This is a genomic window from Aromatoleum toluclasticum ATCC 700605, assembly GCF_000378245.1.
Classification (GTDB): Bacteria; Pseudomonadota; Gammaproteobacteria; order Burkholderiales; family Rhodocyclaceae; genus Aromatoleum; species Aromatoleum toluclasticum.
In genome coordinates, this window is the sequence record NZ_KB899522.1 from 1 (window position 1) to 23743 (window position 23743).

22 protein-coding genes and 1 pseudogene are annotated in these 23743 nt (G+C 63.4%); 9 read left to right on the forward strand and 14 right to left on the reverse strand.

Features of this window, described 5'->3' with window-relative positions:
* Positions 1–141: 141 nt before the first annotated feature.
* Positions 142–558, forward strand: coding sequence for a cupin domain-containing protein (locus F464_RS0127225; RefSeq protein WP_018991465.1), 417 nt, complete (start codon positions 142–144; stop codon positions 556–558).
* A gap of 550 nt (positions 559–1108) precedes the next feature.
* On the forward strand, positions 1109–2101 hold the full coding sequence (locus F464_RS0127230; RefSeq protein WP_018993035.1) for a helix-turn-helix domain-containing protein: 993 nt from the start codon (positions 1109–1111) through the stop codon (positions 2099–2101).
* Between the two features lie 134 nt (positions 2102–2235).
* Here the strand turns inward: F464_RS0127230 and F464_RS0127235 are convergent.
* The 3 genes and pseudogenes from F464_RS0127235 to F464_RS0127245 form a co-directional block, all read right to left on the reverse strand.
* Positions 2236–2601: pseudogene (locus F464_RS0127235) on the reverse strand (ester cyclase); the annotation flags it as partial.
* A 117-nt stretch (positions 2602–2718) separates the two neighbouring features.
* Entirely contained in the window at positions 2719–3585 is an 867-nt protein-coding gene (locus F464_RS0127240; RefSeq protein ID WP_232429047.1) for an MBL fold metallo-hydrolase, read from the reverse strand.
* A gap of 178 nt (positions 3586–3763) precedes the next feature.
* Entirely contained in the window at positions 3764–4741 is a 978-nt protein-coding gene (locus tag F464_RS0127245) for a helix-turn-helix domain-containing protein (protein WP_026296370.1), read from the reverse strand.
* A 284-nt stretch (positions 4742–5025) separates the two neighbouring features.
* On the opposite strand from F464_RS0127245, the gene F464_RS31965 reads away from it, so the two are divergent.
* From F464_RS31965 to F464_RS0127260, 3 genes are all read left to right on the forward strand, one after another.
* Positions 5026–5148 (forward strand): hypothetical protein, encoded by a 123-nt coding sequence (locus F464_RS31965; RefSeq protein WP_269744923.1) that lies wholly within the window; start codon positions 5026–5028, stop codon positions 5146–5148.
* A 21-nt stretch (positions 5149–5169) separates the two neighbouring features.
* A complete protein-coding gene (locus F464_RS0127255; RefSeq protein WP_018993040.1) occupies positions 5170–6630 on the forward strand; it encodes a benzaldehyde dehydrogenase in 1461 nt (486 codons plus the stop codon).
* Between the two features lie 131 nt (positions 6631–6761).
* Positions 6762–8678 carry a sigma-54-dependent Fis family transcriptional regulator gene (locus F464_RS0127260; protein WP_018993041.1) on the forward strand — a complete coding sequence of 639 codons (1917 nt, stop codon included), beginning with the start codon at positions 6762–6764 and terminating at the stop codon, positions 8676–8678.
* Between the two features lie 706 nt (positions 8679–9384).
* Here F464_RS0127260 and F464_RS30690 read toward each other — a convergent pair.
* From F464_RS30690 to F464_RS0127280, 4 genes are all read right to left on the reverse strand, one after another.
* Positions 9385–9720 carry a cupin domain-containing protein gene (locus F464_RS30690; RefSeq protein ID WP_084600618.1) on the reverse strand — a complete coding sequence of 112 codons (336 nt, stop codon included), beginning with the start codon at positions 9718–9720 and terminating at the stop codon, positions 9385–9387.
* Positions 9721–9782: 62 nt separating this feature from the next.
* Positions 9783–11105, reverse strand: coding sequence for a ferredoxin reductase family protein (locus tag F464_RS0127270; RefSeq protein ID WP_018993043.1), 1323 nt, complete (start codon positions 11103–11105; stop codon positions 9783–9785).
* A 68-nt stretch (positions 11106–11173) separates the two neighbouring features.
* Complete coding sequence (locus F464_RS30695; RefSeq protein WP_018993044.1) at positions 11174–11677, reverse strand: PepSY domain-containing protein; 504 nt, start codon at positions 11675–11677, stop codon at positions 11174–11176.
* Positions 11678–12251: 574 nt separating this feature from the next.
* Complete coding sequence (locus F464_RS0127280; RefSeq protein ID WP_157354263.1) at positions 12252–12881, reverse strand: flavin reductase family protein; 630 nt, start codon at positions 12879–12881, stop codon at positions 12252–12254.
* Positions 12882–13021: 140 nt separating this feature from the next.
* Between F464_RS0127280 and F464_RS0127285 the strand changes: the two genes are divergently transcribed.
* The gene (locus tag F464_RS0127285; protein ID WP_018993046.1) at positions 13022–13231 is read left to right on the forward strand and encodes a hypothetical protein; all 210 of its coding nucleotides are present in this window, start codon (positions 13022–13024) and stop codon (positions 13229–13231) included.
* Between the two features lie 79 nt (positions 13232–13310).
* Here the strand turns inward: F464_RS0127285 and F464_RS0127290 are convergent, their stop codons facing one another.
* The 3 genes from F464_RS0127290 to F464_RS0127300 all read right to left on the reverse strand — a co-directional run bounded on the left by F464_RS0127290 (position 13311) and on the right by F464_RS0127300 (position 16920).
* Positions 13311–13787 carry a c-type cytochrome gene (locus F464_RS0127290; protein WP_018993047.1) on the reverse strand — a complete coding sequence of 159 codons (477 nt, stop codon included), beginning with the start codon at positions 13785–13787 and terminating at the stop codon, positions 13311–13313.
* A 141-nt stretch (positions 13788–13928) separates the two neighbouring features.
* Positions 13929–15032 carry a 2-oxoacid:ferredoxin oxidoreductase subunit beta gene (locus tag F464_RS0127295; RefSeq protein ID WP_018993048.1) on the reverse strand — a complete coding sequence of 368 codons (1104 nt, stop codon included), beginning with the start codon at positions 15030–15032 and terminating at the stop codon, positions 13929–13931.
* 10 nt (positions 15033–15042) lie between these two features.
* The gene (locus F464_RS0127300; protein ID WP_232429049.1) at positions 15043–16920 is read right to left on the reverse strand and encodes a 2-oxoacid:acceptor oxidoreductase subunit alpha; all 1878 of its coding nucleotides are present in this window, start codon (positions 16918–16920) and stop codon (positions 15043–15045) included.
* Between the two features lie 340 nt (positions 16921–17260).
* Between F464_RS0127300 and F464_RS0127305 the strand changes: the two genes are divergently transcribed.
* From F464_RS0127305 to F464_RS0127315, 3 genes are all read left to right on the forward strand, one after another.
* Positions 17261–17656 (forward strand): hypothetical protein, encoded by a 396-nt coding sequence (locus F464_RS0127305; protein WP_018993050.1) that lies wholly within the window; start codon positions 17261–17263, stop codon positions 17654–17656.
* A 252-nt stretch (positions 17657–17908) separates the two neighbouring features.
* Positions 17909–19240 carry an MFS transporter gene (locus tag F464_RS0127310; RefSeq protein ID WP_018993051.1) on the forward strand — a complete coding sequence of 444 codons (1332 nt, stop codon included), beginning with the start codon at positions 17909–17911 and terminating at the stop codon, positions 19238–19240.
* 132 nt (positions 19241–19372) lie between these two features.
* Positions 19373–20203, forward strand: a complete 831-nt coding sequence (locus tag F464_RS0127315; RefSeq protein ID WP_018993052.1) for a sulfite exporter TauE/SafE family protein — start codon at positions 19373–19375, stop codon at positions 20201–20203.
* Positions 20204–20451: 248 nt separating this feature from the next.
* On the opposite strand, the gene F464_RS0127320 is transcribed toward F464_RS0127315, so the two are convergent.
* From F464_RS0127320 to F464_RS0127335, 4 genes are all read right to left on the reverse strand, one after another.
* The gene (locus tag F464_RS0127320; protein WP_018993053.1) at positions 20452–21102 is read right to left on the reverse strand and encodes a 3-oxoacid CoA-transferase subunit B; all 651 of its coding nucleotides are present in this window, start codon (positions 21100–21102) and stop codon (positions 20452–20454) included.
* 2 nt (positions 21103–21104) lie between these two features.
* On the reverse strand, positions 21105–21767 hold the full coding sequence (gene atoD / locus F464_RS0127325) for an acetate CoA-transferase subunit alpha (RefSeq protein ID WP_018993054.1): 663 nt from the start codon (positions 21765–21767) through the stop codon (positions 21105–21107).
* Positions 21768–21880: 113 nt separating this feature from the next.
* Complete coding sequence (locus tag F464_RS0127330; protein WP_018993055.1) at positions 21881–22894, reverse strand: YeiH family protein; 1014 nt, start codon at positions 22892–22894, stop codon at positions 21881–21883.
* Between the two features lie 18 nt (positions 22895–22912).
* A partial coding sequence (locus F464_RS0127335) for an MMPL family transporter (RefSeq protein ID WP_026296376.1) occupies positions 22913–23743 on the reverse strand: 831 nt, incomplete at its 5' end.

Below are 23743 nucleotides of genomic sequence, written 5' to 3' on the forward strand. Positions count from 1 at the left end.
ACGGGGATCCTTGTCGCACATTTCTGGACCGTCGGGCCGTTGAGGCTCCGCCCGCCGCCAAACTCTTGGATCAATAGAATGCGGATGGCCGCGGCGGGTAGTTGAGACGGCATTCCCGTAAGCTTTCCCAGGAGACTAAGTATGCTCACTACCGCCGAAAAGAAAGTGGGTAGCGTCGTCCGTGGCTCAGATAGTTACATGAGCAAACAAGGGTCCGTGTACGCACCAGGGATTAGTGCAGAGACGGTTGGCTCCACGGCTGTCTTTCTCGGTATGGTCACGCTGCCACCGGAGGGCCGAACGCGGGCGCATCTCCATGAGTTCCACGAATCTGCGTTCTATTTACTCAGCGGCGAGGAAGTAGAGTTGTTCACCGGGGATCGACTTGAACACAGGGCGCTTGCGCACCCAGGTGACTACCTATTTATCCCGGCCAAGGTCCCGCATGTTGCTGTTAATCGCGGCAAGACGCCGGCCGTCTTTATTGGCGTCCGCAATGAGCCAACCGCGCAGGAAAGCGTGGTCATGCTTCCGGAGCTAGACGCGCTAGTACCGTGATCGGACAGGACCGGTACGGCGGCTTTCCGGCGATGATTCAAAAGAGTTGTTGGTCGCCACCCGACCCGTTGCCGCCGGTCGCCCCAATCCAAGAGCTACGGCAGCTTCACCGGACAACCCGACGCTCACACGCTGCACTTCGGTCTTCATATTCCTCACTTCCGGAGACCCGGGCGGCCGATCCCGGGCCGAAATGCCGGCGTGGCGATCAGCGGTGTGTTGCGGCGTTTCCCCCATTTCGTTACTTGTCCAAGGGGCGAATCGGAATTACGCTGAAGATTCGTCAAGAGGCAGACGAAAATGAGATACTTTACGCCCGCTCGCAAGGACAACGGCTCCCGCCGAGGCGTGTTTTGCTTGTCCGAACCGGCGAACTTTGCGCAGAGTCCGCAGCGGATCATCCTTGGGGGTTTTTCACTTCGGTAGGTCGTCAGGCGACATACAGCCGTGGCGAACATGCCCTAGCTCGGTGTGCTCAAGCTACCTCGACGCCTCGCGACAACCCCGGAGGTAGGGCGGACGACAAGTCTCAGTGCGGAGTAAATTTGCTATGAACCCCGTCGCGTCATGTACTGACGGCGAGCACTTCACCGCCATCACCCGCAGTACCGATGACGTTGACGACCTCGCGTCGTGTCTGCGGCGCTGGAATCAAAACTACGACCAGCTGACCGCCGGGCCGTTTACCGGCTCCGTCGAGGAGCTTTGGTTCGATCAAGTGCAGATCTTCCGTGAGCGGACCGACCAATCCATCCACGAGGCGGGTGATGCATGGCAAGGTTCCTGTACCTTCGGCATCCCGATCGAGGTCGAGGGTAGCGGCTGGTTCTGCGGTGACGTCCTTGACCTGGATTCGGTCGTCGCGATGCGCAGTGGCGACGAGCTAGACTTCCGTACCCCCCGGCTCCTGGACATCATTGTCGTAACCACCGACGCCCAGGCACTCAATACCTATGCAGCGGAAGTCGAGCACTGCGATTTCGGCGCAGAACTCAGGCACCGGCACGCCGTTCATACATCACCCGAGCAGGCAGCCGCGTTGCGCGATTTCCTGACTAGCCTCACTGTGAACCTGCGGGCGACACCCGACATGCTCCGCCATGCAGCCATGCGCAAGGCGGTCACGCACGCGATCTACGGCAGCCTGATTGCGGCTGCCTCCTCCGACACCCAACCCCGGGTGCCGCCGCCCTGCAATACCCGCCGGTCGATCGTCGAGCGTGCGCGCGAATACATGAACGCGCATATCGACGAGCCCATCACTGTCGCCGATCTTTGCGTCCAACTCGGCGTTTCCCGCCGAACCCTGCAATACAGTTTTCAGGATGTACTCGACCTCAATCCGGTGAGCTTCCTGCGTGCAATGCGCCTTAACGGCGTGCGACGCGCCTTGAAGCGAACAAGCGTGCAGGCCGGCACGATCGCCGATATCGCTGCACGCTGGGGATTCTGGCACCTGTCGCACTTTGCGACCGACTACAAGAGGATGTTTGGCGAACTGCCCTCGCAAACGGTGCGCCGCACGCATGACTTCGGTAGTTGAAGCGGGACCCATTCGGGCCCGCCCATCCCGGCTTGACCGTTGCCGTCGATTGCGATGCACTTCCCCTCGATTTCCGGCGAACAGGCGGTTGGACCCGCAGCCGAAGACCGAGGGGTAGATGCCTCATTAGCCCCTTAAGATCGCGCGCTCAACTGGCGAATGATGTCCTGCCGGTCGTAATGAGCCCTTTTCTCGATGATCTTTCCGTCCGCGATCGTCAGCAGCATCATCAGCGAAAATCTGAGGAAGTTCCCAGACGGGGGAATGCCAAGACATTCCCCCGTCTGTTTGCCTTCAAACACCAGGTGAGCGGCCACCTTGTTCCCCTCGGCGAGCATGGTTTTGATCGGCATTCTGAATTCCTCGAATGCATCGAAGTTCTTCTTTTCGGGATTGATGAAACCGTCGGCGCCCGGGTGCGGCGTGTCGACCTGCGTATAGAAGACAAAGTCAGGATGGCACAACTCCCTGACGGTATCGACGTCCCTTCGCCCGATGGCATCGTAGAAACGCTACACCAAAGCCTTGTTTTCCTCGATGGACATGGCCTTATCACTCCTTAATCGTTTCGAAATCGGATTGCCTCCCATGGAGGCAATCGGCTGTTCTACCAACAGTCAAAAACTGTAGGACTCGCCGTCCTCGGGGACCAAAACGCGGTGGGCCATCTTCTTCTGGTCGAGGAATTCCCGCAACTCCCTTCTCGACAGCGTGGCGTGATTTACCGATTCCATGTGGCTGGCAATGATTGTCGCGCCCGTCGTGGCCTTGAAGACCTTGTAGATGTCCTCCTTGCCCATGATGATCGACTCGTCGGGCAAGACCCGCGCGTCACCGCTGTTCACGACAACGACGTCGGGGGCATGCTTCTGCAGGCTTTCTTCGACCGCCTCGTACCACACCGTATCGCCGGCAAGGTAGAAGGTCTTCTCGCGCGGATGCTGGAACACGAGTCCACAGACCTGCCCCAGGATCTCTCCGATCGGCCCACTGAGAACTTCGCCACGGCCATGTTGAGCAGCGGTCTTGATCATGGTGATGCCGTCGAAGTCATTGCGATCCTGAAGCACCCGAACGTTGGTGAAACCCGCGGAGCGGATCTCGCGCGCATCCTGGTCGTGCTGCGCAAAGATCAGCATGTCTTTCGGCAGCAGTTGCTTCGCGGCCTCGTCCCAATGGTCCGGATGGGTATGGGTGACGATGACCGCGTCAACGTCGAGAATCTCGTTGATCGCGACCGGCAGACCGACAGTGGGATTGGCAAGGTGGCTATTGACCGTACCTTCGAATCCCGGGAAAGCCCCTTTTTCGGCGAGCATGGGGTCGACGAGGAATTTTTTTCCCGCGTATTCGACGGTGATCGTGGCGTTTCGAATCTGTGTGAACTTCATCTGGGCACCTCTGTTCCTTTGAGCACGATTGATGTTGGGTCGGCATCTTCTGTCGGGGCATGCAATCAATCGGGAAAATCCGATGATCGGCACTTCCGCTCCGTCCGCACGGCTTGGAGGAAGGTGCCCGTCGAGTCAGACGTGTGCGTATTGTTTGCGCAAGGAAGAGGTGGAACGAGTGGCCCGAAGGACACAAATCGCCAGTATCGGGCCAAAGGAATCGCTTTGCGCTGACGGTCGGGCGCAAGCCTCCTCGCAGACGGGAGGGGGCCTAGCCGCGCGTCTCGGGCCGGGCACTAAAACTCTGCCGCCACGCGCTTGGTGCAACACCGAACGCGTGGCGGAAGTGGTGGCGCAGGGAGACAACCGATCCGAATCCGGCCAGGACGGCAATGCGCTCGATGGACTGATCGGTTTGCTCAAGCAGTCGCTGTGCGAGCGCCAGCCGTTCGGACAGGAGCCAGTTTTGTACGGTGGTGCCTGTCAGCGCCTTGAAGTGCCGGGTAAAGGTGCGGCGGCTCATCTTGGCTTGCGCGGCAAGGCTGTCGAGGCTGTGCGATTCTCCAAGTTGCATTCGCACCGAGTCGATCAGGCGTGCCAGACGGGTGCCGCCGGCCGTCTTGGGGAGCGGCTGCTCGATAAACTGGGCCTGGCCGCCCTCACGGTGCGGGGACACAACCAGTCGCCGAGCCACATGATTGGCTTCCGCCGCGCCGAGCCGCTGCCGCAAGATATGAAGGCATGCATCGAGGCTTGCCGCGGTCCCGGCAGAGGTCAGCACGTTACCGTCCTCCACATAGAGCACATTGGGGTCCACCTCGACCTGAGGAAATTGCTCGGCCATCGCTTGTGCATGCTCCCAATGCGTCGTCGCGCGTCGGCCGTCAAGCAGCCCCGCTTCCGCAAGGACATGCGCACCCAGGCACAGCCCGACGATCTGCGCCCCCCGCGCATGCGCCTCACGCAACGCGTTGAGCAGGCGCTCAGGTGGCCGTTCGGCAACGTCGCGCCACCCCGGCACTACGACGGCGTCGGCCTTTTTCAGGACGCTCAGAGGCGCTAACCGGGTCAGTCCGAATCCGGCGGTGGTGAGCAGCGTCCCCGGCTCTCCGGCGCAGACGACAATATCAAACGGGCCCCCAACCGGCACAGCGTCTCCGAACACGATGCACGGGACGGACAGATGGAAGGGGATGACGCGGTCGAATGCAACTACCGCGATCAACCATCGGGGGGAACTGGCGGTCATGGAACCACCCTTCGTACAGACATGGCCCGATCTTAGCGCCATGCAGGATTCCGGCCAACCAGCCACCGATCTGTTGCCCGCGGCCTCCTCGATCTCAGATTGAGACGGAGAATCCCGCTTTGCGACAGATGCGACATCACATGGTTTGCCTTGACGTATTGCAAGATACTGTTTTTAAAGAAGAGAAGGTCTTCGTGGTGCGGCACTCCAGTGCTGGAATGTTCCTTGCCATATGTCCCAAGGGGCCGCCTTGCAGTCGGCTCCACATTGAAAAGGACAACACCATGAGGCGATTTCCCCGTGCATACGAGAACGACGAGTTCCTCGGCCTCAAGCGCAAACAGGATCCGAGCTACGGCCTGCAGATACACCTGCGCTACGTGATCTTCCCGACCACCCACGCCTGACAAGACAAGGATCCCCGACACATGAACGACAGAAATACCACCCGCTGGCATCAACGCATCTTCGTCGGCGAATGGACCCCCGGCCGTGGCGACACTGTGCCGGTTATCGAACCTGCCACCGGTGACCAGCTTGCTCTGCTCTCCACCGCCAGCATCGAAGACGTCGATGCCGCCGCACGCCTCGCTGCCGAAGCCCAGCCCGCCTGGGCCGCTTTGCCCTTCGACCGCCGCGCTGCAGTGCTGCGCAAAGTCGCGCAACTACTGCAGGAGCGCGCCGCCGAGATAAACCACTGGAACATCCGCGAATGCGGCTCGATCCCTCCCAAGGCCGAATGGGAGCTCAACGCCACGATCGAGCAGGCGCACATGGCCGCGGCCATGCCGATGCAGCCGATCGGCGAAATCTTCCCGTCGAGCATGCCAGGGCGGCGCAATTACTGGCAGCGCTTACCGATCGGCGTCGTCGGCGTGATCGCGCCGTGGAACTTCCCGATCCTGCTCGGCCTGCGTTCGGTCTTGCCCGCGCTCGCGATGGGCAATGCGGTCATCCTCAAGCCGGACCTGCAGAGCGCGATCTGCGGTGGTCTGCTCCTCGCCGAAGTCTTCGAGGACGCAGGTCTGCCGAAGGGCGTGTTCCACGTGCTACCGGGCGGTCCAGTGACCGGCGACGCGCTTGTCCGCCACCCGCGGGTGAAAATGATTTCCTTCACCGGCTCGACCGCAGTCGGCCGGCTGATTGGCGAGACCTGCGGACGCATGCTGAAAAAGGTCGCGCTCGAACTGGGCGGCAACAACGCGATGGTGATCCTCGACGACGCCGACCTCGAGTCGGCAAGCTCCTGCGCAGCCTGGGGCGCATTCCTGCATCAGGGCCAGATCTGCATGCAGGCCGGTCGCCACCTCGTGCATCGCAAGGTCGCCGATCGCTACGCGGAACTTCTAGCCGTACGCGCGGCGAAGCTCGTCGTTGGTAATCCCGCTACCGGCCCGGTGCACCTCGGCCCCTTGATTAACGACCGTCAGGCGGCAAAGGTCGCGGAGGTGGTCGAACGTTCGGCTGCGCTGGGCGCTCGCGTACTCGCCGGCGGCAAGCGCGATGGCCGCTTTTTCCCCGCGACGGTGCTTGCCGGGGTCACGCCCGACATGCCGGCCTATACGGAGGAGATCTTTGGTCCGGTTGCGCCGATCACGGTATTCGACAGCGACGACGAGGCCGTCGCACTGGTCAATGGCTCCGACTATGGCCTTGCGGTGGCAATCCACAGTGCGTCGATATCTCGCGCACAGCGGATGGCTACCCACCTGAACGCGGGCATGGTGCACATCAACGACCAGACCGTTAACAACGAGTTTCAGGTGCCTTTCGGTGGCATGGGCGCCTCGGGCAACGGTAGTCGCTTTGGCGGTCCGGCCAGCTTCGAGGAATTCAGCCAGACGCAGTGGGTGAGCGTGATGGATCAGGGCATTCAATACCCCTTCTAGAGCGGGGGACAGCACGAGCGAGCGGGCTATTCCGAAGCGTCGTTTATGCGCGTATAAACATGGCTTTGGTGATAGTGTGGAGCGTATCCGCCGCTTTCCCGGGGCGGATCGTTCGTGCTGTGAGACTGCCCATGACGAAGACTGCATTCCATCCGGCGCTGCAGAATGCTGTCGCTGCGCGGCGGGCGTATTTCGACCAGGGGCACGTTCCCCGCAACCTCATCGACGAGGCGATCGTGCGCTCGTGGGTGCGCTGCGCTGCCGCCGACCGCTCGACCTTCGATCCGGTCGATTTCGAGCCGGTCGGTCGAGCACAACTGCGGGGACTGCGCGATGCCAACCACGCGCTCCTGAGCGCAGCGCGGACGCCGTTGGACAACCTCGCCAAGGCCGTTTCGGGTGCAGGCTACGCTGTACTTTTGACCAACAACAACGGCTACGCGCTCGCGGTGGGCGGATCGATCGACGGTCGGCCGGATCCGATGAAAATGGCGTTCCGCGAGGGAGTGGATCTATCCGAAAACATGATCGGCACCTCGGCAATGTCCTGTGCGATCAGCGAGCGGCGTGCGATCCGGGTCTTCGGTCCAGAGCATTTCTTCTCCGCCACCAACATCTTTCACTGCGCCGCTGCGCCCATCATCGCCCCCGACGGCCAGTTGGCCGGCGTCGTCGACATCACTGGCGAGTCGCCGTTTGCCGACCCGGGGGCACTTGCGCTCGTCAGTCAGTGCGCCCAATCCATTGAGGGGGAACTCTTCCGCGAATTGCCGGCCCACCTCACGCTTTCGCTCAGCTGGCAGGCCGGGCAATCTGCAGGCGGACTTGACATGTTGATTGCGTTCGGACCCGATGGCGAAGTCCTGGCCATGAACGGGGCGGTACGCGACTTCATCGGAGCCGATGGCGCGCGCACGCCGATGTATTTCGAAGACCTCTTTGCGGGGCGCTTCCGGGACTGCGTCGATACGCTCGCACGCTCGCGGCACGCCGTAGCGTTGTTGATAAATTCCGGCGTGCGGCTCTTCGCCTCGCGCGTCGGAGCACCGGCGCGTGGCGTCATCCCGGCCCGACACGGCGCGTCGTCCAAGGACACCAGACAAACCGATCCGCTGCCGGAATTCGGCGATTCGCGCCTGACAAACCAGATCGAGGCGGCCCAGAAGGCACTTGCGAACGGCCTGCCGGTATTGGTGCTTGGGGATACCGGCTCCGGCAAGGAAGTGGTCGCGCATAGCCTGCACGTCCGCAGCCGGAACGCCGCTGGAACATTGGTGGCGCTCAACTGTGCGGCGATTCCAGAGAGCCTGATCGAAAGCGAACTCTTCGGCCACGTCGAAGGAGCCTACACGGGCGCCCGCCGCGGCGGCATGCCCGGGAAGATCGAACAGGCAGACGGCGGTACCCTGTTCCTCGACGAGATCGGGGACATGCCGCTGCACCTCCAGGCCCGACTGCTGCGCGTGCTGGAAACGCGCGAAGTCACCCGCCTAGGCGGCACGACAAGCCGCAGGATCAACTTCCAGCTCGTCTGCGCCACGCACCAGGATATTCCAGGTGCAATACGCGGGAACCGTTTCCGCGCCGATCTCTATTACCGCATCAACGGCTTTGCGCTTACGCTTGCGCCCCTGCGGTCGCGCGAAGATCTGCCTCGCTTGATTAGTGCTCTGCTATCGGAAATGGGCAACGGAACACGCCAACTGTCGCCGACCGCCCTTGACGCTCTGCTACGGTACGATTGGCCCGGTAATACTCGCGAGTTGAAGCATGCGCTCTGCTATGCGGACGCGATGGCGGCGGCTGGCGAATCGCTTCGACCGGAACACTTCCCCGCAGAGGTCATATTCGGTCAGCGGAGCCAGTTCGACTCGACTGCTAGTAAGGAAGGCGTGTTGCCGTTACTGGAGAAGGACGCGATCCACCGGGCGCTGCAGGAAACAAGCGGCAACGTCCGCCTTGCGGCTGAAATCCTGGGCATCAGTCGCGCAACGCTCTACCGGCGTCTGAGCAAGTGCAGAAAATTTCCGTCACGAGGCAACAATTAGCCCCTATGAGGGTAGCCCGCGTCGGCACCGGTCAAGCTCCAACTAAACGCGCGCGACGCATATCGTCTCTGGAGAACTACAAGGGCGCGGGCTATAGCGACGGTGGCCAAGTCCATGGCGAGAGAACTGCGCAAGACACGTCACATCGAGTTATGCAAGGCCGTAATCTATCGCGTTGGACGACGGTAGACGGCGCCGGCCGTTCGTTGATCGTCGGTGACCAAGCGCCATAGGAGGAGTAGCCGACCGCCATAGGAGGAGTAGCCGACGGGGTCATAGATTCGAGCGACAGCTTCAAGATCCTGCAGCTGGCGCTCGTGTACCGTATGGGCTGCGCGCCCGAACGTCTCTTCATGGCCGGGTGCGTCAGATCACGAACGGCAGCTTCGTGGTAGCGAAACTAACGGAAGCCCAGCATGCCCGAACGGCAGCTTCAGGGAAATCCGGATGACGGCTTGGGGTCGGGCGCGGACGGAGCTTTGAAGAGACTGGACGACAGCTTTCTGACTGGTCCTGACTCTCCGATGGAAGTTCTTCATGTCGCGGCGTCACGGGCAGCTTGAACTTGGAACCGGTCACTCAAGAGCCACGCCCTGCGGGCGGCAGCCGACCCTGAGCGGTCATCCGTGCCTTCAATGCTCCAAGGGCAGGTTACAGTGACGAGCGCTCGCTCTTTGTATGGCGAATTCGGCGCGATTCACAGGGCCTATTCTGATTCGCCTCGAATCATGATTAACAACATCTTGAACCCGCCGATCGGATGGATTGCGTGAGGCACGCCAGCGGGCATGAGCAGTGCATCGCCTTCGCCGACCGAATGAGCGACGCCGCCGACGGGAATTTCCGCGTGGCCTTCGATGCCGATAACGAGTGCATCGAAGGGAGCCGTATGTTCACTAAGACCCTCATTTCCGTCAAAGGCAAACAGCGTCACATTGCCCGCGGAATTCTTTACGAGCATTCGGCTCACGACTGCTTTGTCCTGATATTGAAGCAGAGTCTTTAGCTTTTGCACTTCGGTGCGGGAGTTTTCGTTGCTCATATTGCTCCCCTGAATAGGATAACAATCATTGATCGGAAGGTTTGATCGCCCATCCTTAACCGTTATCGCATCTCGAAGGCCTCACGACGAAATCTCAGACGCCGGCCCCAGATCGAAGTCAGCCCAGCCGCCAGTTGATCGCCAAATAGTCGCGGTCCGCAGAACCACACTTCGGTGCGCCCCTCATTCGGCTGTGACGCGGCCAACTGCTCCGATGTCAGGGGCGCCCCGGCCGACGTATCGTGGATATGAAGCTGAACCATCGGAAGTCTCCCGCACAGTCGCTGCAGCCGCTCGACGAAAGGATCGCGCGAGGCGTTGCGCGTGCTGTAATGAAGTTCGACTTGCGGTGCCGAGTCGGGGTCAGCCTGTAGCGCATCCAGCCATGACAGGAAGGGCGTGATGCCGATCCCGCCCGCGATCCAGATCTGACGCGCGTTCCGATCATGCCGCTCGAGCAGGAAACGTCCGTAGGGTCCTTCGACGGTGACTGGCTGGCCGACGGCGATGCGTGTCGCCAAGCGACGCGTGAAGTCGCCCAGCGCCTTGATCTGGAAGGTCACGGTCTGGTCGCCGCGGTCGGCGCTGGCAATAGTGAAGGGATGCGCTCCCTCCATGCGGTCGAACCCGATGAAAGCGAACTGGCCCGCACGATGCCCCTTCCATCCGGCGTCGAGACGACAGGTCACCTCGGTGATGTCGGGAGCCGGGGACGAGATGGACGCAACCACGCCCGCCGCACGCCGATCCCTGCCGATACGTCCGGTCAGCGCCAGGATCGAGGCCGCGGTGCCGGCCGCGAGCAGGGCGGCCATCAACCATCCGACCGCATTGCTCCAGTATTCCTGTGGTGCGAGCACAGCGGCGTGGAACGCGAGCAGCAGGTACAGCACCGGCATTGCGCGATGGAGATGGCGCCAGAACTTGTAAGGAAAGCGCTTCCACAGGCTCAGTACGATCATTCCCAGAACGAAGTAGATCGCGAATTCGCCCAACTCCTCGCCGGCGTCGCGCAGCTTTTCGAGTATGGCGCCAAAGTGCGCCTTGGGAACCTGACCGGCCTCGCCAAAGATGGATTCGAGCAGGTCGTCGGACATCTCGATGAGCCAGTGCAGCGCCGCGAACACGGCGGCGAGGATGCCCGCCCACTTGTGCAGGCGAAAGATGCGGTCCATTCCGCCGAGCGGGCGCTCGAGCACCGCGGGCCGGGTAGCCAGCACCATCGCCAGCGACATCAGGCCTATGCCCAGCACGCCGCTGAGATAGAGCGCCTGTTCGCGGATCAGCCACAGTAGCGACGCGCCGCCGCCGCCGCTGTCGACATTCGCGGCGAGACCCCAAGCGACGGTGAGAAGTGCTATGAACGAGGAGAGGATGAAGACCATCGGAAACCCTCTACAGACAGGATGACGGCAGTGGCGCCGGCGTGGGCGGCGCCCCCTCGGGCAGAAGCTCAGTTATTGCGCTTGACCTCGGTCTTGATGACCTCGCCGGTGAAGGGGGCGAGGTCCAGTTCCACCAATCGTCCGTCCCGATCGATGGCCGTCACCTCGAACTTGTCATCGTCGCGCTCGATCTCCTTGAGGTCGCGATACCCTATCGCTTCGACCTTCACTTGCGCCTGGTGCAGGGTCAATCCCCTGGTCGGCTTGGCGTTGGTGTCCTTGTCACCCTTCACTTCGGCCTTGAGGACGGCCCCCGTGACGGGATCGACGTCGATCTTTACGAAGCGGGCGTCCGCGTTCGTGGCCTTGATCTCGTACTTGTCGTTCTTGCGCTCCAGTTTTGTGAGATCGCGGTAGCCCAGGGCTTCGACCTTGAGTTGGACTTCGTGTGGCGTCAGCCACTGGGCACCGCCCGCGCCGGTCGAATTGCCGGCGAAGGCTGATGCGACGACTGCTCCGGCGAGCAAACTCGCGCCGAGGGTGACGGTGGCGATGACTGTAGGGGTGCGCATCGTGGTTTCTCCTGTTCGTTGGGACCGTGGCCTTTCAAGTGACCGTGGCGCTATCCTGAACGGAGCGAACTGAATGCGGGCTGAATGTTCCTGCGGTGTCAGCAATGGAAACTGATGCCGATCGCAATGATTTCGGGGGCAATACCGTGGAATTTCGCTAACCGCGATGTTCGCCGTCCGACGTTCTTGGGCGTTTGTCCGTCTGTGTCCCGACCGAAGCAGTCACTCGAATGTCAGCCCGAAGCGCGAGTGAATGGCTGATTGTGGCCGCGGGCTGCCCGACACGATCCGGAGCTCGCCGACCGTTCCGCCTTCGAACCTGCCGCTCAAGGGACTAAATCGTCTCGAGCGCACCCAACGGCCGCTTCCGCGGCATGGGTTCTACCGGCGAATGTCTGGTCTGGAAATGCTCGAGCGGCCGGTCTGGCCGAGTTGCACGGATAGGCCATCCGGCAGGCATCAGAGCGAACCGGACATTCGACTGACAGGTTCGTCAAATGGACCAGCAGCAACTCATGGCCGACGGCACATCCGCCCAACCCCATCAACTGCGGTCAAGATCCAGGGCCGTTTCCTACAACGGACGAGCCTGAATCGCATTGCTGGCACGCACGAAATTCCCGCCACCCAAATGGTGGATCGTATGCAGCGCGGCATTCTCGTCAGTCAAAGCCCAGCGCCCGTTGGCGAACACGCGCTCATCGGCGGCGGCGGCGAGAACTTCGCCGAAGCAGGTGTCGTAGGCGTCTTCGGTGTGGGGTTCCGGGATCAGGCGGCATTCGAGCCAGGCGGCGCATCCGGCCTCGATCAGGGGCATGCCGAGTTTTGGTCCGGGCGTGGCCTCGATGTTGTAGCGGGCGAATTTGTCGAGGTCGCGGCCGCTTGCGCTCCCCACCGCATAGGTCAAATCCACGAGTTCCGCGCCGGGGATGCAGATGGCGAATGCGCCGCTCGCGGCGATGAGTTCGCGCGTGTAGGTGCGCTTGTCGATCACGATGGCGATGCGAGGAGGCGTGAACTCCACGGGCATCGACCATGCGGCGGCCATGACGTTGCGCCTCGTGCCGTCGGAGGACGTCACCAGGACGGTGGGGCCGTGATTGACGAGCCGGCTGGCGTGTTCGAGCGCAACAGGTCGGAAGAAATTTGAATTGGCCATTCTTGAGCGACGCCCCCCTTGGATGAAACGGAGAAGATAACGCATCCGTCGGTGAAGGCGACGATCTCCCTCCCCTTCGATCTCCCTACCCTTCCGGAGGGGGGGCGGCTTCCCGTCCGTCGGCCTAATCTCACACTAACCGCGCACGATCACAGACGCGGATATGGGGTCAGACGGAGACGATCATGCAGCCACGGTTCGATAACTCGCGTAGATTCTTCCGGTCGATGGCAATCGCCGCCTGCCTGCTGGCCGCTGGCGCAATTGCCGGCGTGATTGCTGTCCCCGTCGCGGGCGACATGACTGCGCAGGATTCGGCGACGATGGTCGCGTTCCAGCCTGAGTCGTTCCACGCTCACGCCGGATGGGACACCCTTTGGGATCACTGGCGGTAGAAATCCACCACCACCACCTACTTCAGTCGCTCCAGCAAGGCTGCGGCGCCCGGAGCTGCAGGCGCCGCGCGGCTCCGCCCTACTCCTTGCGGAACCGGTCGTGGCAGGCCTGGCAGGCGTCGCTGGTCTTGCCGAACTGGGCCTTCACCGCGGTGACGTCCCCCGTCGTGGCGATCTTCGCCAACTCGTTGGCTTCCTTGTTGAGTGCCTGTGCCAATTCCCTGACCTTGTCCGCTTGCTGGAAGAATTCCGGTTTGACCCGGGTCTTCAAGTCGCCGATGTCCTGGTCGGTACCGGGCCCGAAGAGCGCGCCCAGGCCCGAATTGGAAACCGCCGCGACCGCCGCCGCTGCCTTGGCCACCTCGTCATTGCTATACGTGCCTTCGAGGTTGCCCTTGATCTTGCGCATGTTCCACGCCATGAACCCGTAGCCCGCCTTGCGGAACTTGATCTGCTCGTCGGGTTTCAGGGGTGCCGCCAGAGCACTGCCGGATAGGGGGCCGAGAACAACGGCCGCAAGAACATTCAGGACAAGCAGTCGCTTCAATACTTTCATCGATAATCTCCAGAACTCATTTGAATGCGGTTGCGTCTTCTTTGGCGAGCGGTATCCAGTGCAGGAAACCGAACACCACCGTCAAGAAGACGCTGACCAGGAACGCGCCTTTGTAGAGCCGATTATTTTTCGTTGTCCGCTTTAGCCGATGGTCCAGGTATCCCCGCTGTTGAAGAGTTTTTCGAGCGTTCCCTGGCCTCTTTTCGCGCGCGCATCGTCCGCAAGGCCGGTGCTGAGCTGCTCATAGACCGGAGCCTCGACCGCGCGGAAGACTCCCAGCGGTACGGGTAGCGGCGCCGCGAACTGCGACAGGAAAAACGCCAGCCCGCCGTTCGCGGCCGATTCGTCGTGCACCACCAGATCGGCTTCCGTGACGCCACCTTCGCCGACCGTTACGACTTCGGGCTCGAAGCCGCGCATGCGGATGCCCCGGTTGCCGTCCTTGCCGAAACGCATCGGCTGGCCGTGCTGGAGCAGGAGGCGCGCGTCGTCCCGTGTCTCCCGGTCGGCCAGCGCGTTGTAGGCACCGTCGTTGAAGACGATGCAGTTCTGGAGGACCTCGACGAAGGCCGTGCCGGGGTGTTCCGCGGCGCGTTTCAGGGTGTCGAGCAGATGCGGGTGATCGCTATCGACGGTGCGCGCAACGAAGGTCGCACCGGCACCCAACGCGACCGACACGGGGCTGAAGGGACGGTCGATGCTGCCGAGCGGTGTGGTCTTGGTCTTCTTGCCGAACTCCGAGGTCGGCGAGTACTGGCCCTTGGTGAGGCCGTAGATGCGGTTGTTGAGCAGGATGATCTTGAGGCCGATATTGCGCCGCATCGCGTGGATGAAGTGATTGCCGCCAATCGCGAGCGAATCGCCGTCGCCGGACACGACCCACACCGACAGCTCGGGCCGCGCGAGCTTCAAGCCGCTCGCGATGGCCGGCGCACGGCCGTGGATGCTGTGCATGCCGTAGGTTTCCATGTAGTACGGAAACCGGCTCGAACAGCCGATGCCGGAGATGAAGGCGAATTGCTCGCGCGGAATGCCGAGCGTCGGGAGGAGCTTCTGGACCTGGGCCAGCAAGGCGTAGTCGCCGCAGCCGGGGCACCAGCGCACATCCTGGTCCGACTCGAAGTCCTTTCGCGTCAGCGGCTTGATTTCAGTGGCGCCCGGCCGCCCGAAGCCACTGAGCGCCCCCTCGGGGGGCAGCGAACAAAGTGAGCGTGGGGGTTGTTTCATCTCAGTCATCTGATTCATGGTCGGTTCCTCAGCACAGTTCCAGGATTCGGTCGTAGATTTCGGACACCTTGAACATCTTTCCCTGCACCTTGGACATGAGGGTCACGTCGCGCAGGTAGCGTTCGCGCAGCAACTTGGAGAGCTGCCCGAGGTTGAGTTCGGGAACGAGCACGGTCTTGTAGCGGGCGAGGATCTCGCCCAGGTCGGCCGGCAGCGGGTTGAGGTGGCGCAGATGGACGTGGGCGACCGACTTGCCGGCGGCCTCGGCCTGCTCGCGCGCCTGCACGATCGAGCCGTAGGTGCTGCCCCAGCCGACGATCAGCAGGTCGCCGCCTTGCGGGCCTTCGATCTGCAGCGGCGGGATGTCCTTCGCGATGCCGGCGACCTTCGCCGCGCGGATTTTGACCATGCGCTCGTGATTGATCGGGTCGTGCGAGATGTTGCCGGTGAGGTAGTGCTTCTCCAGGCCGCCGACGCGGTGCTCCATACCGGGCGTACCGGGCCGCACCCAGGCACGCGCGAGGTGCTCGTCGCGGGCATAGGGCTGGAATCCTTCCGGGTCGGTGCGGAATTTGACCTCCAGCGGCGGCAGCGTGGCCGGATCCGGAATTCGCCACGGCTCGGCCGCATTGCCGATGCCACCGTCGGAAAGGAAGATCACCGGCGTCATGTACTTCACCGCGATGCGGAAGGCTTCGATCGCACAGTCGAAACAGTCGGCCGGCGAACGGGAGGCGATCACCGGGATCGGGCACTCGCCGTTACGGCCATAGACGGCCTGCAGCAGATCGGACTGCTCGACCTTGGTCGGGAGGCCGGTCGAGGGGCCGCCGCGCTGCACGTTGGTGATCACGAGCGGCAGTTCGAGCATCACCGCAAGGCCCTGCGCCTCGGTCTTCAGCGCCATGCCGGGACCGGACGTCGTCGTCAGCCCCAGCACGCCGCCGTAGGCGGCGCCGATCGCCGAGCAAATGCCGGCGATCTCGTCCTCGGCCTGGAAGGTCGTGATGTTGAAGTGCTTCAGCGCCGACAACTCCTGCAGGATGTCGGTCGCCGGCGTGATCGGGTAGGAGCCGAGGAAGAGCGGCACCTTCGCGAGTTCCGACGCAGCCGCGAAACCGAGCGCCGCCGCGTGGTTGCCGGTGATGCTGCGATAGCGGCCCGGCTTGATGTCGGCCGCGCGCACGTGGTAGGTGCTGACGAACATCTCGGTCGATTCGGCGTAGGCGTAGCCCGCGCGCAGCGCGATGACGTTCGCCTCGGCGATCTCCGGCTTCTTCGCGAACTTCGCGCGGATGTTCTGTTCTTCGTCCTCGATCGGCCGGCTGTACAGATAGAGCATCAGCCCGAGCGCGTAATAGTTCTTGCAGCGGCCGATCTCCTTCTTCGCGATCCCGCTGTCCTTGAGCGCCTGCGTCGTCAGATCGGAGATGTCGATCGTGTAGAGACGGAAATCGGTCAGCGTGCCGTCGTCGAGCGGATTGCTCTGGTATCCCGCCTTCTGCAGGTTGGCCTTGTTGAAGGCACCGGCGTTGGCGATGATCATCCCGCCGTGCCTCAGGTCCGGCAGATTGGTTTTCAGCGCTGCGGGGTTCATCGCGACAAGCACGTCGGGCGCGTCCCCGGAGGTGAATACCTGTCCCGACGAGAACTGGATCTGGTAACCGGAGACGCCGAATAGCGTGCCGGTCGGGGCGCGGATTTCGGACGGGTAGTCCGGGTGCGTCGCGAAATCGTGGCCGGCGCGGGCGACCGATTTTGAGAATTCGTTGCCGGTGAGTTGCATCCCGTCGCCCGAATCGCCGACGAAACGGATCACGACACTCTTGATCTCCTCGATCGGCCGGGTCTTCTGCATTCCGCCGACGACCCTGGGCTCGTCCACCGTCATGGTTTGAGTATTCATACGAAAGCACCTGATGTCCGTTAATGGAGTGAGGCAACCGGAGAACGCAAAGGTCATCCACACGTCGCTTGGCGGAATCGATTAGGCGCTTCGGGAATGGACGGTCGATTGACCGCGCGAGCCAATTTTTTGACCTTCTGTCTCATGCCTCCCCCCACCGCACGGGTGGGGAGCAGTGATCGCCTTACCGTTCGCGGCACTGGTCGCAGCTCGCATTCGGCGCCCCGTCGCCGTTGGTACGAAACGTCAAGGCAACGCCCCGGCAGGTCAATTACACCTTCGCCAAAGTGCTTAACGTGGTCGCACAAAAAAGCAATTCATAGACGAAGGAGACACCGCCATGACGACGAAGAAGGTCATCCCCCTCAGCCTGATGCGGACCGATCGCCCGGACGAAATCGACGCGCTGCACGAACGGCTCGAGCGCGCCGGCTACATGCGCATGATGCAGATCGGCGAGCCGCGGCTTTCGGAGCTGGTCGCGAAGTACAAGGCCAAGGGCTACGAGGTCGAGGTCGTCCCCTTCGTCGATGACGGGGACGATGGCTCCGCCCCCGCCCCGACCGGTGGCTGCGGGCCGGGCTCCTGTAGCTCGGCCGCCAGCTCGCCCAGCTGCAGCTCCGGCGGATGCGGCTCGGGCTCCGCCCCGGTCCGCCGCACCGGCCCGCGCGTCGTTTTTCCGGACGTCGGCACCATCTACGTGCGCATGAACGTGGCGCCTGCCACATCTGCCTGATCCGCACCCACCCGCCCCGGCGGGGTGGGATACCCCCCCACCACCGAGGGGTGCATCCCGCCGCGTACCGCCGTAGGATATCTCTCAGTCTCGGGACGAAACGTGGCGGGCGAACGCCCCAACCGGACACCCCGTTACCGCGGAGACGGATGCGTCGTCATCCCCCCTCCGCACCTTCAACTATAAGGAAGCCGGAGGCCGGTTCCCCCTGTGTGGAGCCCGGCCGACCAGGCAAATCCGGAGGGGACAACCGTGGCAACGCACGTCGCTGACGCGAGCGCGAACATTCCATACACGCAGACCGTGTCGCGTTCTTTCGCGTGGATTGTTTTCGCACTGACTTTTGGCCTTTTGATTTCCGACTACATGTCGCGGCAGGTGTTGAATGCCGTATTTCCTGTTCTCAAGGCCGAATGGGGCTTGTCCGACACGCAACTCGGATCCTTGAACAGCATCGTCGCCCTGCTCGTCGGGCTTCTGAGCTTCCCCCTGTCGGTACTGGCCGACCGCTGGGGGCGGGTTCGCAGCATCGTCCTGATGGCGGGCCTGTGGAGCGTTGCCACGATGGCCTGTGCGCTGGCTGAGGGGTACGGCCAGATGTTCGCCGCGCGCTTTTTCGTCGGAGTCGGCGAAGCGGCCTACGGCAGCGTGGGCATCGCCCTGATCCTGAGCGTCTTCCCGCCGCACTTGCGCTCCTCTCTGACCGGAGCCTTCATGGCAGGCGGCGCGGTCGGCTCGGTCCTGGGCATGGCGCTCGGCGGCGTGGTATCGACGCAGCTGGGTTGGCGCTGGGCCTTCGGCGCCATGGCCTTGTTCGGACTCAGCCTCGTCATCCTTTATGGCGTGATCGTCACGGAAACCCGCTTGTCCGCGGGAAAAACCGGGCGTTCCGCCGCAGGCAAGACCGGAGCCGCAGGGCTGTGCGCCCCTCCGTCGTTGCGCAGCCTGTTCTCCGCTCTGTTTTCGTCGGTCTCGGTCGTCTGCGCCTATGTCGGCAGCGGCCTGCAGCTCTTCACCATGGCGTCGATGATCGCGTGGCTGCCGAGCTACGCCAATCGCTACTACGGGCTGCCGCCTGACAAGGCAGGTCTCGCGGCCGCGGCCTTCGTCCTCATCGGTGCGGTCGGCATGACCAGTTGCGGCATCATCACCGACCGCCTCAGCCGCGATCACGCCGTGCGCAAATGGCTGATCGCAATCGTCTATTCGATCACCTCCTGCGTCCTGCTGGTTGCGGGCTTCCTGCTGCCGGCGGGCCCGCTCCAGTTCGCGGTCATAGGCTTGGGCATGTTCTTCGTCGCTGGGACCACGGGTCCCGCAGGTGCAATGGTCGCCAACCTGACCCACACGTCAATCCATGCAACGGCTTTCGCCACGCTGACGCTGGCGAACAATCTGCTGGGACTGGCGCCGGGCCCTTTCGTCACGGGGATGCTCGCCGATCGCATCGGTCTGCTCTCTGCGATGCAACTGATACCGCTCGTCGCCCTGTCCGCCTCGGTCACCTTCGCCATCGGCTATCGCCATTACGGGGCGGATCTCATGCGAATTCGCGCGCGCTATGCCGCCCCGCCCTTGCAGTGAGGGATCGAAGCGCGACAATCGTGGCTGCCTGGCACGTATATTCGGGGTATACGACTCCGCACTTGTCATCCACGAGGTATCCCGCTTGCGCCATCCGATACTTTCCCGTGTTCCCGATCGCACGGTTCCTCAATGAGCGTGGGGATCGGGCTGATCGTCGGTTTGGTGCTGGGGCTGACGGGTGCGGGCGGCTCGATTTTCGCCGTGCCGCTGCTGATGGCGGGACTCGATTATTCGATCACCCAGGCTGCGACCGTTTCATTGCTGGCCGTTGCAATATCGGCGGGGGTCGGGACGGCGATGGCATGGAAGCGCAGTTACGTGCGCTATCGCGCAGCCTCGTTGATGGCGGCGATCGGCGCCCTGTTCGCACCACTGGGTATCGGGGTCGCGGATCGCATGTCACAGACGAACCTGACACTGATCTTCGCTCTGGTGCTTGTCGCGGTCGCTGCGCGCATGTTCTACACCGCGACCGTGTCGAAGGACGACGCCACCGTGGTGCGCTCGGCAGTGGCGGGTGAAGGCCGATCTTCCATCGGCAGAGTCGGCCGTGTGCACGCAACGACCGGGCGGCTGATCTGGACTCGCCCGGTTGCCATCACCGTGTCCCTGATTGGCGCTGTAACCGGTTTTCTCTCGGGGCTGCTGGGGGTTGGCGGGGGATTCATAATCGTTCCCGCGATCCGTGCCACATTGCCGCTGTCGATACATTCTGCAGTCGCGACCTCGTTGATGGCGATCGCGCTCACCAGCTCGCTCACCTTCGTCGGGGGCATCCTGCAGGGACGGCCCGCGCCCCTGGCGACCGCCCTGCCCTTTGTCGCAGGAGCGGTTCTCGGCATGATCCTGGGGCGCAGGGTGGCCCCCCTGATCTCCGGCCCTTCGCTACAGCAGGGATTCGGCATCACGGCCGGGATCATCGCGGTCGTCATGGCCCTCAAATCCTGGTCGGCGCTTTGAAGGAGCCGGACCTAGGGGCCGCATTTTCCACATGCGCTGACGATCGACGGCAAACCGTCGAAACACCAACCGTTCACTTCACCGCGTCGAAGCTTAGGTCCGACATCGCCCTCGCAGCCATACAAGACAGTGGCTACGTTCGAGAAGCCGGCTTCTTCGAGCGCTCCACCCGCCGCCACCGAGCGGTCCCCGCCCCAACAGTCCGGACCTCCGTGAATCGGCGGGGGCGCAGGGTGACCCCGCACGCATCAGCCGAGATTTATCGCCTTCAGCTCGTCCGAAACCGCGAAGCGCGCCTTCGTCCTTGCCCTGACGTCCTCCACCGAGACACCCGGCGCGTGCTCGATCAGTACGAATTCGCCGTGCGTAATGCGGAACACCGCGAGTTCCGTAACGACCATCGCCACCCGACCCTTCGCGGTCAGCGGCAGCGTGCAGCGGTCGAGGATGCGCGGCTCGCCCTCCTTCGTGCAGTGCTCCATCGCGACGATGACCTTGCGCGCGCCGGTGACGAGGTCCATCGCACCGCCCATGCCCGGCACCATCTTGCCGGGGACCATCCAGTTCGCGAGATTGCCCTCCTCATCCACCTGCAGCCCGCCCAGCACGGTGACGTCGACGTGACCGCCGCGGATCAGCGCGAAGGACATGGCACTGTCGAACATCGCCGCACCGGGCATCAGCCCGCAGGGCTGGCCACCGGCATTGACGACCCCCGGCAGCGGTTCGCCTTCGAGCGGCGCGAGGCCCAGGAAACCGTTCTCCGACTGCAAGGTGATGTGCATCCCCGCGGGCAGATAGCGCGGGACCAGGGTAGGCAGGCCGATGCCCAGGTTGACGACGTAACCTTCGTGAAACTCCTGCGCGACACGGCGTGCGATCACTTCCTTTGCCTGCATGTTCAGAGCCTCCGGGTGAGGACGATCTTGTCCACCAGCGCCGCCGGGGTCATCACATGATCGGGGTCGATCTCGCCGATCTCGACGATCTCATCGACTTCCGCGATCACGAGATCCGCGGCCAGCGCCATGATCGGGTTGAAGTTGCGCGCCGCCCGCTCGTACACGAGGTTGCCGGCGCGATCGGCGCGCTTCGCCTTCAGGATCGCGACATCGGCCCGCAGCGGCAGCTCGACGAGAAAGGTCTTGCCATCGACGACCATCTTCGCCTTCCCCTCCTCCACGACGGTGCCGACACCGGTCGGCGTCAGTACGCCCCCGAGCCCTGCCCCACCGCATCGGATGCGCTCAGCGAGCGTGCCTTGCGGGACGAGGTCCACGTCCAGCTCGCCCGCGATCATCTTCTTGCCCGTCACCGGATTCGTCCCGATGTGCGACACGACGACCTTGCTGACATGACCATCGGAGATCAGCGGACCGACGCCCGTCTCCGGCGCGGCCGTATCGTTGCCGATGAGGGTCAGGTTCTTCGTGCCCCGCTCGCGCAGCACGGACACCAGGCCATCGGGCGTCCCCACGCCCATGAAACCGCCGAACATGACGCTGATGCCGTCGCGGAAGAGCGGCCCCACGTCGGACCAATCCACCTGCTTGTCCAAAGCCATTTTTTCTGTGTCTCCTCGATGCAGACGGAGATTTCCCCTCCCGGCCCGTCCAGCGGGCCGGGGGTCACCGTCTGCCAATGATTGTTTTTAGCGTTGCGCCCCGCGGAATCCGCTCAGCGCATCAACATCAGCCCGCCCAGGATCAGCGCGGCCAGGAAGACCGTGTTCGCGGTGAGCATCACGACCGGGCGCCAGCCCAGTGCGGCGAGCTGCTGGAAGGAGGTCTTCACGCCCAGCGCCGCGATCGCCACCACCAGGCACCAGCGCGACAGATGGGACGCCGCGTCGGTCACCGGCTTGGGGATGAAGCCGAGGCTGTTCACGACGACCAGCACCGCGAAGCCGACGAGAAAACCGGGCAGCACCGGCGGCTTCTTGCCGGTCGCCGTGCCGTCACGAAACAGCACCGACACCACCGCCACCACCGGCAGCAGCATCGCCACGCGGAAGAGCTTCACGAAGACCGCGCCGTCGCCGACCTCGGGCGAGAGGATGTAGCCCGCCGCGACGACCTGCGCGACGTCGTGGATCGTGCCGCCGAGGAACACCGCCGCCGCATTCGCATCCAGCCCGAAGGCCTTCACGACCGCCGGATAGACGATCATCGCCACCGTCGACAGCGCCGTCACCCCCACCACCGTGAAGAGCGTGAAGCGCTGGTTCGCCTCGTTCTTCGGCAGCACCGCCGAGATCGCCAGCGCGGCCGACGCCCCGCAGATCGCCACCGCGCCGCCGATGAGCACCCCCTCCGTGCCGGGGCGACCAAGCAGGCGGCCGATGAGCGCGCCGAAGAGGATGGTCGCGAGCACCCCGCCCGCAACCATCGCGATCGACTGCGCACCCAGCCCGGCCAACTGCTCCGCGGTGATGCGCGCGCCGAGCAGCGCGACGCCAAAGCGCAGCACCTGGCGCGACGCGAACTCGATGCCGCGGCGGATCTTCTCGCCCTCCGCGGCGAAGTTGAACGCCATGCCGAAGAACAGCGCGTAAAGGAGTTGCGGTCCGCCCTGGTGTTCCGACACGAAGCTCGCCGCCAGCGCGATCGTGATCGCCGTCAGCACGCCCGGCCACAGTTGCGACCAAGCCGGGAAGTTCAATATCGTCATCGCACGCATTTGAACGCTCATCGATCAGTTCCGCCTCTGTTATCGCGTCGCCAGGCCGAGCACCGGCATGGCCCCGACACGCCGCACGCCTTTCGGGCTCTTCAGGAGAAAGTGCGACAGGGCCGGGATCAGGATCAGCGCCCCGACCATGTTCCACACGAACATGAAGGTCAGCAGGATCCCCATGTCGGCCTGGAACTTGATCGGCGACCAGATCCAGGTCACGACGCCGGCAGCGAGGGTCACGCCGACCAGCGCGACCACCTTGCCGGTGAATTGAATCGAGCGCCGATGTGCGTCCGCGAGCGAGGCCCCGGCCCGCTGTTGCGCAAGCTGGATGGAGAGCAGGTACAGCGCGTAGTCGACGCCGATCCCCACCCCCAGCGCGATCACCGGCAAGGTGCCGACCTTGACGCCGATCCCCAGCACCACCATCAGCGCCTCGCACAGGATCGAGGTCACCGCGAGCGGCACCACCGCCACCACCACCGCGCGCCAGTTGCGGAAGGTGATGAAGCACAGCACGATCACCGCCGCATACACGTAGAAGAGCATCGTGCGGTTGGCTTCCTTCACGACGATGTTGGTCGCCGCCTCGATGCCGGCGCTGCCCGCCGCGAGCAGGAACTGGCGTTCGGGCGAACTGTGCGCCTGGGCGAAGCCCGCCGCCGCCGCCACCACGCGGTCGAGCGTCTCGGCGCGGTGGTCGGAGAGGTAGGCGATCACCGGCATCACCGAGCAGTCGTTGTTGAAGAGGTCCGGGTTATTCACCGAGGCCTGCTGCGCGCCGTAGTTGAGCACATCCTGGTTGCGCGCGAGCGTCACCCACTTGGGGTTGCCCTCGTAGGAGCCGGCGGTGATCTGGCGCAC